Genomic DNA, 15,431 nt, shown 5'->3' with positions numbered 1-15,431 from the left:
TATTACTAATTATCATTTTTTATTATTCATTGTTTTGGATCTATTTTATCAACTGTTTGAATTATGAGAGATGCTAATTGCTCTACTTCATAAGTTGAACAAAACAAATACTTTCTATCAAAGTAAGGTTGCAAGTATTTTAATTTTGAATTATATTTTGTTAATCATTGATTTGCAATTTCATTTAATTCATTCATAGCTTCTCTTTGCTTTGTAGATTTTATTTCAGTTTTAAGTGAGTCACTTAAGTTCATATAAAGTTCATTTGATTTTACAGTTAATCATTTTTGAAACATTGCAAAGTTAGCTACCCCTGTTTTAATTACAGGAGAAACTAAATATCTGTTTTCATCATTTTTAAATTTTTCTCAAGATATACCAGATACTCCATTCTCATTTGATAAATTACTTTGAATATAAACTTTATGCTCCATTAAATTTGTATCGAACAATTTTATTTCAGATAAATAATCTACTGGTAATTTAAAGTTTGAATTTGTGTTTAAAGAGTAACGTGATATTCCATCAAACATTTCTTCAAATTCAAAATTGAATTGATTGAAATAATATGTATTTGTTGATTCTAATTTTAAAAATATAAAACTTATAAGATCGAAAAAACTTACATTTTTCTTTATTCATTTTCTTAAATTTTCATCTTCCATAAATTGTTTTACATCTAAATCTAATTCTTTTTTAATATATCTTTCTAAAATAAATTCATCTAATGTTTTAGAAGTGTATTCATAAAATCATCTCAATATTAAATAATCAATGTCATATGAATAATTAAATTCTCCATCCATAATGTAATTTAAAATTCTTTTTATAGAAATTAATAAACCCGAGCTTAACTTGTTTGCTTTTTTAAAATCATTTGTTAAGTTTAAAACTAAATCTTCTTGAATAATTCCATTCCTGTTTATTCTACACAAAACTTCATCATTTACATTTTTTGCAATTACTGGTACTATTCTAAAATTTATTTTTGTATTTTTGAAATTAAAAACTAAGTTTAAATAATTTTTATCTGTATGTATTTCTGGAACACCTTTATATTTTTTTGATATTTCTAAAATTAAATTTTGAAACTCTGCAAATTTTATTGTTGACTTAGTAACATATTTAACAACACAAAGATCTAAATTGAAAACCTTATTTGTTTGTCTATAAGAGTTATAAGAAAAGTCCCCAACTTTTTTTAAATGTAAACCTTCACTCAAAAAAAGTTCTTTAAGTTCATTAAAGTGATAATTAATTTTTGTTGTAGTTTCTTTATCTTGGATAGTTAAAGTTTTTACAACGTTATTAAATTTTCATATATCTCTATTTAATTTCATCTTAATCTCTTTCTACTTCAAAAGTATAGTATTGTAAAAATATTAAGAACAATCCGTTTTCTTTATCAGTTGGATAAATTGTTCTTGAATGAATTTGAATTCCTAAGTTATCATATTTTTTATTTTCTTTTTTTATTGAAATGCTAGTTGAGCTTATTGTATTTTTTAAATAAGAAACTGAGTCATATCAGAAATAAAAATTACCATTAATGTATTCTTCTTTATTTTCAATAAACTTTTGTGAGTATTCAAAGTATTTATCTAAAAACTCTTTTGTACTTGGATAAGTTTTTGAAAATACTCAATTTAAATTTTTTAATTTGAATGAATTGTAAAGTTTTGTAATTTTCTTTGGCCTTTTATAATAAATATTTTTAGACTCTAAAATATTATCTACAACTTTTTTATTTGAAAAATTATAATCAAAAGAAAAATCTAATCATTGTTGTAAAAAATTATTCTTTGTAAGTTCATATTGTATATCTGACATGATACTTAACTTAAGTATCATTCTCTCTTCTTTTGTTAAATCATTTCTAAATTTAATTCTTATGTAATAAAAAAGTATTTGTAATTTTTTTAATAAAAGTTTATTTAAAGTTCTAAATTTTTTTAAATATTCTAAAGAGAAAGTTCTTTTATACATAGACTTATTACATAAAATTGGTGGGTATTCATTATGACAAATTGCAGTTCTAATAACTATTGAAAATCCTAATTGATTGTCTTTATAAAAATCAATTCTTAAAGAATCATTAAATACAATTGGTTCTTCTTGATCTGGTAAAGAATATTTTTTTTGATTTCAAACAACTTTAATGTCTTCATCAATTTTGTAAGCATTAGTTAACACATTAAATATGTCATCATTTAACTCACATATTCAACAATCACCGAAGTGGTCATTTGTTTCTATTTCTTCTTCATAAGTTTTATACATATTTTTATTAACATGTTTAAGAGCTAAAAGATCAACATTTAAGAACTTATCAAAATTATAAACTTCTCCTGTTGCATAAGAACCATGAGTTTTAATTTGTACTATGTTTTTCAGTTTTCTTTTTATGAAAGCTATATTTTTATCAATAAAACTTTTAAGGTTTTTATCTATAGAAACACCTTTTAATTGGTTATTTATTTGTTCTAAATCAGCTGTTATTAACTTACTAAAGCTCTTTTCCATAAATTAACCCTCTTTTTCATAATTTAAACAGCTCAATAAAAATAAAGGAACTGTTTCTGCTCTCATTATATTATCACCTAAACTAACATTAATATATCACATACCATTTAGTTTAGATACTTCTTCACTTGAAATACCACCTTCTGGTCCAATAACTATATTTATAGATTTAAAGTCTTTTTTAAACTCTTTTTTTATTGAGTTATTTTTTTCCTCTTCTCAACATATTAAATTTAAATCAGCTTTATATTTTTCAAGTTCACTTAAATTTCTAATAACATTTTTAACTTCAGGTATTGAAGATCTTTTTGATTGTTTTGATGCACTTTCACAAATAGAAAGTCACCTACTAATCTTGTTTTCTTCTTTTTTAATCTCAATTTTTACAACATTTCTTTTAAATTCAACAGGTATTATTGCATCAACACCAAGCTCTGTGGCCTTTTGAAGGACATAATCTCACTTTTGTTCTCTAATAATACCAAGTATCAAATTTACTTGATAATTCTTTTGAGAAGCCCCTATTTTGGATACTATTTGAGCAAAACAAGATTTTTCACCAATATTTGTAATTTCACACAAATACTTTGTATTGTCAAAAACGCAAATAATGTGTTCTTTTTCTTTTAGTTTAATAACGTTTTTAATATGGTGAAAATCATCATTTTCAATTTCAAAGGCATTTTCATTTAATTTATTTAAAAAGAAGCTGTGCATAATTTACCCCAATTCTTTATATATTATAATATAATAATCTATGAGGTGAATATATATTGAATTCTAACCATATGTTTGTTTAGGAGGATAATTAACCGATGAAAAATACTGATGAGAATAATCAGGAATTTAATTTGATCACAGGTTTCGATCAAATTGATATCGATTATGAAATCAGCAAACTAAATAAAACAAACAGACGTTCAAGGTTTAAAAGTGAGACACTTAAAATAACCCTTGTCAGTTTGTTACTAAGTATGTCCACAGCTGTAAGTATGATAAACGTAGTTATACCACTTTTTGTAAGTGGTGTTAACTTAGGATTTGTCTTAAAATATTTCTTTATTGCTATAAGCTTTCAAGTGGTCGGTGTATACTGGGGTATGATAATAGGTTTGTTAGACGGTTTACTTCAATTTCTAATCTGAGGTGGTAGCCCTATTTTTAGGCTTACATCAGGAATTGGATTGGCAATTTGAGTAATACTATTTTGATTAATATACGATAAAATTTTTAGAGTTTATAGTAAAGATTTTTCTTTCTTAAAAAGAGGATTTTTATTAACAACTTCTGGAATAATAATATTTATTTTAGGACCATTAAGTCTATCTGTTATGTCAAGTTTAAACTCTCTAATTGAGTTTGGAACTGTTTACAGTTTATTTATACTGTGAAAAACATTAATAGCTTTTGTTCCCTTTTCTATGTTAGCAATTGTTTTATTCACACTCACTACAAATAGAATTCAATTAATAACAGAAAAATTGCTCGATAAATAAAATATAGAAAAAACCTGCTTATAGCAGGTTTTTTTGTTATTTAATTTCTTTAAGAATTTCTTCTATTTTGTTAGCATTTTCTAAAGCTTTATCGAATTCGAAAGCCAATTCAGGAACACTTCTCATTTCAACTTTACTTGCTAAGATCATTCTAATTTCTTTTAAGTTTTCATTTATTTCAGCTTGAACATCTTTTTGATCAGCTGTTGTATCCATAAATGAATAAAATACTTTAGCATGACTCATGTCGTTTGATAGTCTTACTTCGTGAATTGTAAGTGAGTTTAAATATTCACAATCAGGGAATTCTCTTTGTAAGATTAAGTTTAATTCTCTTAAAATAGTTGATTGATTTCTTTCAATTTTAATATCGTTTGCCATAACTATTTCACCTCTTCTACCTTGTATGCTTCTATAATATCATTTTCTTTTAAATCATTAAAGTTTTTAATTGTAAGTCCACATTCAGCACCTTCTTTTGCTTCTTTAACGTCATCTTTTTTGTTTTTTAATGATGATAATTCACCAGTATAAACAACAATTCCATCACGCAAGATATGTACTTTTGAACCACGTGGAATAGTTCCACTCATAACTCTACATCCAGCGATAGTTCCTACTTGTGAGTGCTTAAATAACTGTCTTACCTCAGCTTCTCCAAGTGATTTTTCTTCAAAAACAGGATCTAACATACCAGTTGCAGCTTCTGCAATTTCTTCAATTAATTTATAAATAATATTGTGAAGTCTGATTTCAACACCATCTTCTTCTGCTTTTTGTCTTACTTGAGCAGTTGGTCTAACATTGAATCCATATATCAAGGCATCTGATGCTAATGCAAGAGTAACATCACTTACTGAAATTGCTCCTACTGTAGCTCTAATAACATTAATTTTTACACCTTCAATGTTAATTTTTAACATTGAGTTTCTAACAGCTTCAACAGTACCTTGTGTATCTGCTTTTAAAATAATGTTAATTGATTTTAATTCACCAGATTCTATTTTATTTTTAATTGAATCTAAAGTAAATGTTTGATTTTTTTGTCTTGCTTCATTTTGTTGTTTTTCAAATTGAGCTTTAGCAATATCTCTTGCCATTTTCTCTTCTGTAACAACAATGAATTTATCTCCAGCTTTTGGAACTTCATTTAAACCAATAACAACTGCAGGTTGTCCTGGAAGTACTTCTTTTAATTTAGCTTTATTTTCATTTTCTAAATCTTTGATAGTACCAAATGTTCCTCCAGCAATAACAATATCTCTCATTCTTAAAGTACCTTGTTGAACAAGTATTGTTGCAATTGGACCTCTATTTTTGTCTAATTTAGCTTCAATAACTGTTCCTCTAGCAAACTTGTTAGGGTTTGCTTTTAAATCTCTAAGTTCTGATATTAATAAGATAGTTTCTAATAAAGTATCTAAACCAGTTTTTGCTTTTGCAGAACCTTCAATAAATGGAATATCTCCACCATATTCTTCTGCAACAATTCCATAGTTCATTAATTCCATTTTAACTTTACTTGGATCTGCTCCTGGTTTATCAATTTTATTAACAAATACAATAATTGGTACATTTGCAGCTTTAGCATGGTCAATAGCTTCTTCTGTTTGAGGCATAACCCCATCATCTGCTGCAACAACTAAAATAACTATATCTGTAACTTCACTACCTCTAGCTCTCATTTCTGTAAATGCTTCGTGACCTGGAGTATCGATAAATGTTATTTTGTTGTCTTTAATTGTTGCTTGGTAAGCACCAATATGTTGAGTAATACCACCAAATTCTCCTTCAGTAACGTTTGCGTTTCTTATAGAGTCTAATAAAGTAGTTTTACCGTGGTCAACGTGACCCATGATTGTAACAATAGGAGGTTTTGCTTTTAAATCTTTTGGATCATCTTTTTCATTAAATGTTTCAAAAATGTTTTCTTTTGTAACTGTAGTTTCTTTTTTAAAGTCATAACCAAACTCAATACATAATTCTCCCATTTGTTCCTCTGAAAGAATTTGATTTTGAGTTACCATTGAACCGTTTGTGAAGAATCACTTAACGATTTCAGCAGGACCCTTATTTAATTTTTTTGCAAAATCTGCAATTGATAATGGTTCTGTATAAACAAAAATACCATCAATTAAACCTGTTTCAGTAGTTTGTTTTAATTGATTTTTTAAATTAGCACTATGTGCTTTGGATTTGTTTTTGGCTTGTATTTTATTGTTGTTGTTATTGTTTTTGTTATCTGTTTTTGTGTTTTTTGCCATAACTACATCTCCTCTCTTATTCGACGTTTTTTAAAAGTAACTTTACAAAATTTTCATCACTAACCCCTACGCTTTTAACGTTGGTTCTTCCAATGGCTTTATTTAATCTTTGAGAATCAAATAAACCATTAATAATTCTTACATTATAAAAATTAGCTTTATCATTTATTTTTTTCAATTGAGATGGGCCCATATCTGAGCTAGTTAATACTATTTTTATTTTGCTTTGTTTTATTTGATCAAAAAGTTTTTCACCATAAATAAGTTTTCCAGCAGATGAAATCATTCCTAATGAGCCTAATAATTTATCTAAATCTAGTCCCAATTTGATTTTACCTCTTCTAGAAGTTTTTCGTAAAAATCGCTGTCTAAACTAGTTTTTAAATGTCTTTCTAAAACTCTAGTTTTTTTAACTTTTTGAACAGCTTCAAGTGTGGGTCTTATATAAGCTCCTCTACCATTAGCTTTTTTTGTATTATCAATAAAAACTTCACCATCTTTATTTCTAACAATTCTGATTAATTCTATTTTTGGATACATCTTACCAGATGCAGCATCTTTTCTAAGATTTACGTCTTTGTTCATTTTAGAAATTAGTCTTGGTAGTATGAATCGTAATCTTCATCACTACCGATACTTTCTTCAAATTCAAAAGTACTGTCATCTTCACTTAAGCTTTCAAATGCTGCAATTGATGCTTGAATTTCATCAATTGAAGAAGTTTCTTCAACAAATACTATTTCTTCTTCAACCTCTTTTTTAACTGGATTGTTTTCTTTTACATAGTTTCCTGCTGTTTTTTCTCTTCTTTTGTTAACTTTGTTTAAGAATTCTGGGTTGTTTAACTCAGCTTCATCAATGTTTCCATTTCATTTGATTTCAATTTCTTTTTCTTTTGCACTATCTAATGAGAAAATGTTAATTTTCATATTAACTAAGTTTGCAACTAATCTTGCTGCCATACCTTTTTTACCAATAGCTAATGATAATTGTTCGTTTGGTACAACGATGAAACATTCATTGTTTTCTTCATCGATATCAATACTAATAACTTTAACTGGTGCCAATGAGTTCATTACAAATGTTTTTGGATCTTCATTTCATAAAACTACATCAATTTTTTCACCATTTAACTCTTTAGTAACATTTTTAATTCTGCTTCCTGATGCTCCAACACAACTTCCAATTGGATCTACTCCCTCTTCGTGTGAGTAAACAGCAATTTTAGCTCTGTGTCCTGGTTCTCTAGCAACAGATTTAACTTCAACAATTCCTTCTGATATTTCAGGAACTTCTGTTTCCATTAATCTTGTTAAGAATTCAGGGTGAATTCTTGAAGCTTGAATTTGTGAGTGTTTATTGTCTTTTGAAACTTCTTCAATATAGAAAGTAATTCTTTGATCAATATCAAAATCTTCTCCTGGAATCATTTTTTTATTTCAAATTGGAATAATTGAACCTTCAACATCAACTAAATAACTAGTTTCAGTTACATCTTTTACAAACCCTCCAACAATTTCATGGTTTTTTGTTAAGAATTCTTGGTATATTTTATTTTTTTCACCTTCACGAATTTTTTGTTTAATGATTTGCCCAACTTGCATTACTGCTAGTTTTGAGAATTCCATTGTAAATTCAACTGGTTCATAAACGTTGTCTCCGATTGAAACATTTTCTCCGTATTGTTCTTTAGCTTGATTTAAACCAATTTCCAATCATTCATCTTCAATTTTTTGAACAACTGTTAATTCTTTAAATACTTTGATTTGACCTGTGTTTTGGTCAATATCAACTCTAACAATAGCTTCTGGATCAAAGAATTTTTCATAAGCTTTTTGAAAACCTTCTCTAATTCCTTCTAAAATAATTTCTTTATCAATTTTTTTATCTTGTACGATTTCATAAATCGCATCTAATAATTGTGCACCATCTATCATGGCTTCTATTCCTCCTGTTTAATTTAATAATTGCCTATTTCGTTTTAACAAATAGAAAAGAAGACTTGCGCCTTCTTTTACAAATATGACTCTTTTATTATAACTAATAAAAATAAAAATACAATTTTTTAATAATTAAATACTAATGTTTCGTGTAATTCTAACATTTGTTCTGTTGAAGTAAAGTGATCTACTATTTGTAAAGCAAATTGTAGTGCCCCTCCAATTGAACTACCTGTAATAATATTTTTATCTGCTATAGCTGACATTTGAGGTTTTTTAATAGCCTTATCTAAGTCTGCTGTACATCCTGGATAGTGAGTAACTTCTATTCCATCAACTAATCCTAATTTACCTAGTATTTCAGGAGCTGCACAAATAGCTGCAACCACTTTGTTTTCTTTTGCGTGTTTTTCAACAGCATTCATTAGAGTTTCATTTTCTTTTAAATGATCTACTCCAACTCTTCCACCCGGTAATACTAAACAATCATAATCAGCAAAGTTAATTTCATTAATTAACTTATCTGCTGTTAATTGTATATTTCAAGCACCTTTAACTTGTTTAGAATCATTTATTGAAACGATATCAACAACTGGAAAACTTCCAGCAAATAACTTCTCTGCTCTTCTTAGAACATCAACAGTTGCTACAACTTCAGTATCTTCAAAACCGTTAGCAACAAAAATAGCGACTTTTGCCATATTTATTCCTCTTTTCTTTTTAATATTATACTACTATTTTTTAGATATAATATTTCTAGGTGATTTGAATGCTTTCAATAAGAAAAATAATTAATTTTGCAAAAATATTCAAAAAAAATAAAAGTAAAGATCTTTTTAAAGAGGACTATTCTGCAAAACTTATTCATAATCAAGATGTTTTAGACATTAATATAAGAACAGTTAGAAGTCCTTTTAATAAATTCAGTTCTCTTATATTCAAGGAAAAATTCTCTTCAGAAAACGGATTTAGATTAGTTTACTCTAGAGGCTTTAATTCATTTGGTTTTAAAGAAAATGTAGATATAGTTTTTTGTGATATAAAAAATCAAGTAATTGAAACATATTCAAACTTTAAACCAAACAAAATGACAAAACATTACGAAAAAGCCGCTGCAATTTATGTATTGGCAAATAACATGAATAAATTCCTTAATATAAAACAAAATGACTTAATTAAAATATTAAAATAAAAAACTCACTTACGTGAGTTTTTTGATTATTTAAATATTGTAGTTCCAATATCGTTCATAGCTTCTTGTTTAACTTTTGATCAAAAGTTAACTGCTAACATTTTATCAACTGTTCTTCCTGAAACGTGTAGTCCCTTGAAGTAGAAATGATTTTTATTAAATCTTAAACAAATGTGTCCAATAGTTACTCCTAAGAAGTCATAACCATTTTCAATTAATTCTTTTCCAGTTTTTTCTCTAAATTCTGGGTAACCATAAGTTTGAAACATAGCTTCTCTCATAGTTTCAACTCCAGGATTTAGTCAAGTAGTTAATAAGTAATCTCTTAACTCTCTAATTTTTCTTTCACCTTCTGCACCTTGTGATAATCAGTGGTTTATAACTTTTTCTTCAAAGAAAGTTGCAAATTTTTGCACTCCTTCAGCTAATGATGGAAAGAAAATTTGAACTGGTTCTAATTCCCCTTCTACTTCAAAGTGTGCTAGGAATCAAGGTTCTGGGAAATTTACTACTCCGATTTGATCAGAATTTAATTGGTATACTTTTTCACTCATTATTAAAGCTCCTTCATTGTTTGATAAAATTATATCACATTTTTAAAAGAATTTTAAAGGTTTATTCATATAGAGGGCATAAAAAAATAACTACTATAGTAGTTATTTTTATTATCTCATAAGAATTGAAGGTGATTCTTTTCTTATTTTTCTTGTTGTAATTGCAATTGATGCAAAGAAAGAACCAAATACCAATATTATAGCTATAATAGGAGTTCATCAAGTGAATCCAAAAGGCATAGAACCATAATTTTTACTTATAATAGAGAATAAAATATATATTACAGTGAAATTTAGAACCACTCCAACAATATAAGATATTGTTGAAAGAAGAGTTACTACACCAAATGTATATAGAATAATGTTTCTATTAGAATATCCTAACGATTTCATAACAACCATAAACTTCCTATACTGATTTACATATAAATCATTTATAAGTGTTATTGTTAATATTATTATTATGACCAATAAAGATATTGCAATAGTTGCTATAGAAAGTACTATTGCAGACATTTGATTTATCATTGCTTTTTGTTGTCCCAATAATTTTGTTGAACTTATCTCTAGTCCAGAATCTCCATACATTGGTGTATTAACAGCTTCAAAACCAGACTTCATAATTCTTGAGAAAGAAGCTTGAGTTGTTATAAAAAGCGGTTCAGAAGAATTAGAAAGAACACCGTTGTACCACTGACTTGGTCTGATGCTTTTTTCAAAATCTGTTTCACCAAATATTAAGTCTTTATTAAAACTTTCTCCATCTTCTTCTAAATATTTTAATGGATCAATATAATCAAAAGTTTGAATTGTTACTCCATCTTTTGAATAACTTTTTGAAGGAACACTTTTATCTTCATATATAAAGTTAAATGGTGTGTATTTAGAAATATCATAACCATTCAAAATGTTCATAATACTTTGATCACCAATTATTAAAGAACTTCCATAAACATCTATTTGACCTACTTTTTTAAATTGAATCTTATCTAAATTTGGGTTTTTATTAATTCAATTTAGTTCTTTTGTACCAAAAGCTATTGGTCCATTAGAATCCCTTAAATTTCTACCAAAAAAAGTTTCATTTGCTGCAGTTATATTTTCAACGGCCTTTCCAGATAGGTTTTGATCTTCTTTTTCGTAATTATTTCTAGGATCAAAATACATTGAATACGGTTTAATAGAGAAATAACTTGAATCAGCAAAACTATTATCAATTTTAGATCATGCTTTTTTTGTAACTTCTGGAACTTCAGTACTTGAAACTTCTGCTTGATATCACAGGTTTTCTTTATTTTTATTTCCCTTAGAAATTAATTCTTGGAAAGAACCTTTATAAGCACTTGGTATTAAAAGATTTATATTATCAAATGAATAATAAGGTCTAATAGTTAAATCTAATTCTTCTCCCTGTTTTGTGATTTTTCTATCAATGTTATAGAAACCATAAGAGTTATCCATCAAATTATTATTTTTATCAAAAATTGGTGCATAAGTGAATTTTGAAGCTGAAAGGTTACTCATTTCCATAAAATAATCACTTGTATTATTTTTATAGTTCTTATTATATTTCATTCAATCTTCATCATTATACATTCATGCTTCATTTGGTATATCAACAGAACCGTCCCTTATAACAAGTCTACTTTTATTTATTGAAGGGTTATTTAAAATATCTCATTTTGAATCCAAATCAAAGTCAGTTTGTTGATTTGCTATTACAGGAATGTTTAATGTTTTTGTATTTTTATCATAAAAATTATTGACATCATCAAGTTCCTCTTGGGATATATTGTTGTCACCTTTTAATATTTTTTTCAAAATATTAGCTTGATAGTCGTTTGTGAAAACCGTATGTCTTAAATAGTCATCTATTTTATAAGCGTTTTGAGTTTGATCTAAACCTGTTATAGTAAATTTTCTTTTATCATTATTTTCTATATCAAGTTTAGTATAGAAGTTGTCTACACCAGGTATATATTTACTTATTTCTCAACCAAATTGAAAGTTATTCAATCTATTTTCTGTTCTAGTAACATATTGTTTTATGTATGGTGGTGTTTGTGAAATAATTATATCTACAATTTGTTCTTTTCAATTACCTTCACTAACACTTGAACCTTCTATAAAACTTGTAAGTATAGCTGGTAAACCATCAGTTAATAATTGAGAGACATCATCTATATCTTTTTTTCTTGAAGCAAAATCAGAATAGTCATTAAAGTGAATTTTTCATTCTAACATTTTTTGAATATCCGAAACAGATATACCTTTACCTAATAATTGAGCAATATTATTACCCAAAATACTTGATATAGAGGCTAATAAAGAATTATTCATAGAGTTATAACCAAGCATAGTTTCATATGTTCATTCAGGACTTATTAAACCATTTTTCTCTGTTAAAAGTAACTGTGGTATTGCAGAATTATCTGGATTTGCTGCAAAATCAGAAATATTTTTAGATATTTGAGAAATACCGTTTCCAAATATATCTTTACTATCGATTAGATTTTCTTCATATTTATCAATGTATTTTGTTGGAGCGATTGTTGTTTTTGCTAATGGAGCATTACCTATTAAATCTATATTTTCATAAGAATTAGAATAGTTTACATTTTTATAATAACTACCCACAACATTTTGGACAATCCCAGGAATTGTAAGACCAAATGAAACAAAGAATGCTGCAAAGAAAACAGTAGAAGAAGTAAGCATGGTTTTTGAAAAACCAGAAACAGCAAGTTCAAAACTAAATCGACTAGAGAATTTCTTATTTCGAATTATATAATTTTTCATTTTATCTAATCATTCAATTCTTTTTACATTTTCTTTTTTATTCATTATTTCAATTGTTGGTCTCTTAACCACTCTATAAGCAGTAAAGAAAGAAATAAAGCATAATAATAAACCAAAGACAGATATTGATATGACCAATGATAAGGCATCAAAATATAAAATACTTGATTTACCTGAACTAAATTGGAAAAATACCTTTGTTATAAACTCTTGAATTACAGACCCCGTTATTCATGCCAACGGGGCTGTAAAAAGCATTACAACTATACCATAAGAAATGTATGATAAAGAGATCTCAGAGTTTCTCGCACCCATAGCTTTTAATATACCTATTTCACCAGAGTTAAGTTCTACTGTTTTTTTAACAGCAACAACCGTTGCAATTATTGTTATTGCAAAAATTATTAAACAAAATATATATGACAATATTTTAAAAACACCAATTATTAATGGAGCTATTTGTCAATTTAATTTAAACACACTTGATTCAAAGTCCTTATAATCATCCACTGAAGACTTTTTAAAGTTTCTACCATTATTTATAAAATTATAGTGATTGTAAAAGTCTTCCACATTAGAAAATAAATATGAGTTGTACTCTTTGGTTTTTTGAATACCTATTTTTTCTTCACCTTCTTTTGTAGTTAGAAAATTATAAAATATTTTAGTTATATTTTTTTGATAAGCACGACTTTCTATTTGACTCATTACATAATTATTTGCATAAACTATTGCTGATTTTTTACTATTTGGTAATGGGTTATTTGTATCAACCATTGGGTAATAAGAAAGCGGTTCTGATGCAAATCCAGAAATTACAAAGTTACCTCCCCCAATTTTTATATTTTCACCTATTTTATATTTGTTTGATGTTGCAAATTGTTGACCGATAAGAATTTCATTTCTTGTTCTAGGCATATTACCTGAATAAAGGGTTAAATTTTTTAAAGCATCTGTATTTTGATCAATATCAATAATTCTATAAGTAACTTCTTCCACATTATCTGTGTAGTAGGCTTCACCCCTAACATCATAATCAAAACCAAAAGCATCAGCCAATATTTTATATCTTAAGAAGAAAGCGTGTAGAGTTTTTATGCTAGAGTAATTAAATTCTTTATCGTAGTTGTTTAAATATGAAAACTTAGTAGCATAATCTAAACTTCTTTCTAATGATTTACCATTATAATGTCTTAAAAAATCAGCTCCAAAAGTTTTACCATAATTTTTAACAAGACCTTTTTCGTTAATATTTGCTGTTATTTGAGAAAGACTTCCACGCATACCCTTAGCAAAAACTTCACTTTTGTTTTTAAGAAAGTCTCCTTTTGAATATGAGACACTTAAATCTAAAGAATTTTTTCAAGCTTTGTTCTCTTCATTAATTAGGAATTTGTTTTTGATTTCCTCATCTATTGTATATCCATTAACATCACTATTTATATCTATACCAAAAATTCAAGCAAAAATTGTAGTTGCATATTTTTTTATATTTTCAGTATCATCTTTAAAAACTCATTTAAATCCAATATTTTCTTCTACACTTATTTTATTAAATTCCGAAACAACAGAGTCCAAATCTTTTGATTCTGAAGACTTAATAGCTTGGTTTATTCAGAAAGCAGGATACTCAATAGATTGTCTTATTAATTGTCTAAGAATTCCTTCCAATGAGAAATATAAATATCTGCTATAGATATTTCTGTCATCATTGTCTGTAAGTTTAGTTTTTTCCAATTGTTCTTTATCTATCGAACCTTCTTCTTTTAGTTTTCAAAAAAGAGTATTTTTTACATAAGCAGGAGTATCTTGCTCATTAAATAAATCATTTAAGTAATTTTGTTTAAGTTTTTCTAAAGTAGGAATATAAAATCTACCTATTGTACCAAAACCATCTTCAGCTTCGTCATAACCATGATTTGAATTTGCTCCTCATTTACCGTTTTGGACATAATTTCAAGAAGTTCATTCAGGGTCTCCTAAATTATCTCAATAAGGATCTCAATTTGTTTGTTCAGTTAACTCATTATATTCATATCTAAAAATGCTGTAAAAAAAGTTAAAATCACTTATCATATTTAAAAACTTAAGTTGAACTTCAGAATCTCTAAAAGTTTTTGATATAAATGTATCAGGATAATCTTTGTTATCTTCTAAAAGAACTAAGTTGTGATTTGCTTCAATTGCTTTATTAGTTATTTCATTTGAAGGATCTTCACTATTGTGAACATAATTAAACTGGTTATTGATTACATCCATGCTTGAATAAATGTATGTAGAAACTTCATCAGAAGAATTTAAACCTACTGTTTTTTCGTTTATAAAATCAAACTTATCCATTTTTGACATTGTTTGATCATAATCATTACTTAATCTATTTGTTGACGACAAAGAAACACTCAAAATGAATGTTGCTAAAAAACTTAAAATAACAATTACTATAAATTGTATTTTAAATCGCAGGACCCCTTTTATCCCTTGTTTTAAATATAAAAATATTGACTTTTTCATTTCTTTTAATTCCCCGACTAGAAATAAACATATATTATAGTTTTTTTTTTTTTTTTTCAATCTCTTTCATTTTTATTTGAAAAAGAAAAAAACCTTTAATATTCCAAAAGAATTTTATCACAAATAAAAAATATAATAAAACATATCGGGGG

At 26.7% G+C, this 15,431-nt stretch carries 13 protein-coding genes; 2 read left to right on the top strand and 11 right to left on the bottom strand.

Annotation, left to right across the window (positions count from 1 at the left end; all coding sequences use genetic code 4):
• Positions 1-5: 5 nt before the first annotated feature.
• The 3 genes from AACL10_RS01735 to AACL10_RS01725 are packed head-to-tail and all read right to left on the bottom strand — an operon-like array spanning position 6 to position 3,240.
• Entirely contained in the window at positions 6-1,340 is a 1,335-nt protein-coding gene (locus AACL10_RS01735) for a hypothetical protein (protein ID WP_338985544.1), read from the bottom strand.
• A gap of 1 nt (position 1,341) precedes the next feature.
• A complete protein-coding gene (locus AACL10_RS01730) occupies positions 1,342-2,523 on the bottom strand; it encodes a hypothetical protein (RefSeq protein ID WP_338985542.1) in 1,182 nt (393 codons plus the stop codon).
• A 3-nt stretch (positions 2,524-2,526) separates the two neighbouring features.
• Positions 2,527-3,240, bottom strand: a complete 714-nt coding sequence (locus tag AACL10_RS01725) for a 16S rRNA (uracil(1498)-N(3))-methyltransferase (RefSeq protein WP_338985540.1) — start codon at positions 3,238-3,240, stop codon at positions 2,527-2,529.
• A 98-nt stretch (positions 3,241-3,338) separates the two neighbouring features.
• Between AACL10_RS01725 and AACL10_RS01720 the strand changes: the two genes are divergently transcribed.
• Entirely contained in the window at positions 3,339-4,019 is a 681-nt protein-coding gene (locus tag AACL10_RS01720; protein ID WP_338985538.1) for a hypothetical protein, read from the top strand.
• Between the two features lie 36 nt (positions 4,020-4,055).
• Here the strand turns inward: AACL10_RS01720 and rbfA are convergent, their stop codons facing one another.
• The 6 genes from rbfA to AACL10_RS01690 all read right to left on the bottom strand — a co-directional run bounded on the left by rbfA (position 4,056) and on the right by AACL10_RS01690 (position 8,924).
• On the bottom strand, positions 4,056-4,400 hold the full coding sequence (rbfA, locus tag AACL10_RS01715; RefSeq protein WP_338985536.1) for a 30S ribosome-binding factor RbfA: 345 nt from the start codon (positions 4,398-4,400) through the stop codon (positions 4,056-4,058).
• Between the two features lie 2 nt (positions 4,401-4,402).
• Positions 4,403-6,283, bottom strand: coding sequence for a translation initiation factor IF-2 (infB, locus tag AACL10_RS01710; RefSeq protein ID WP_338985534.1), 1,881 nt, complete (start codon positions 6,281-6,283; stop codon positions 4,403-4,405).
• 16 nt (positions 6,284-6,299) lie between these two features.
• Positions 6,300-6,608, bottom strand: a complete 309-nt coding sequence (locus AACL10_RS01705) for a 50S ribosomal protein L7 (protein ID WP_338985531.1) — start codon at positions 6,606-6,608, stop codon at positions 6,300-6,302.
• A complete protein-coding gene (rnpM, locus tag AACL10_RS01700) occupies positions 6,599-6,868 on the bottom strand; it encodes an RNase P modulator RnpM (RefSeq protein WP_338985528.1) in 270 nt (89 codons plus the stop codon). Before rnpM ends, AACL10_RS01705 begins: the two co-directional genes overlap by 10 nt.
• A gap of 8 nt (positions 6,869-6,876) precedes the next feature.
• Positions 6,877-8,220 (bottom strand): transcription termination factor NusA, encoded by a 1,344-nt coding sequence (gene nusA / locus AACL10_RS01695; protein ID WP_338985525.1) that lies wholly within the window; start codon positions 8,218-8,220, stop codon positions 6,877-6,879.
• A gap of 128 nt (positions 8,221-8,348) precedes the next feature.
• Positions 8,349-8,924, bottom strand: a complete 576-nt coding sequence (locus tag AACL10_RS01690) for a DJ-1 family glyoxalase III (protein ID WP_338985523.1) — start codon at positions 8,922-8,924, stop codon at positions 8,349-8,351.
• A gap of 68 nt (positions 8,925-8,992) precedes the next feature.
• Between AACL10_RS01690 and AACL10_RS01685 the strand changes: the two genes are divergently transcribed.
• A complete protein-coding gene (locus tag AACL10_RS01685) occupies positions 8,993-9,415 on the top strand; it encodes a hypothetical protein (RefSeq protein WP_338985521.1) in 423 nt (140 codons plus the stop codon).
• 26 nt (positions 9,416-9,441) lie between these two features.
• Here the strand turns inward: AACL10_RS01685 and AACL10_RS01680 are convergent, their stop codons facing one another.
• Positions 9,442-9,969, bottom strand: coding sequence for a hypothetical protein (locus AACL10_RS01680; RefSeq protein WP_338985519.1), 528 nt, complete (start codon positions 9,967-9,969; stop codon positions 9,442-9,444).
• 111 nt (positions 9,970-10,080) lie between these two features.
• Positions 10,081-15,279, bottom strand: a complete 5,199-nt coding sequence (locus AACL10_RS01675; protein ID WP_338985518.1) for an ABC transporter permease — start codon at positions 15,277-15,279, stop codon at positions 10,081-10,083.
• Positions 15,280-15,431: the final 152 nt, after the last annotated feature.

It is taken from the genome of Spiroplasma endosymbiont of Diplazon laetatorius (assembly GCF_964019625.1).
In the GTDB taxonomy this organism is placed as follows: Bacteria; Bacillota_I; Bacilli_A; order Mycoplasmatales; family Mycoplasmataceae; genus Spiroplasma_A.
This window is presented reverse-complemented; position numbering and strand designations above follow the sequence as displayed.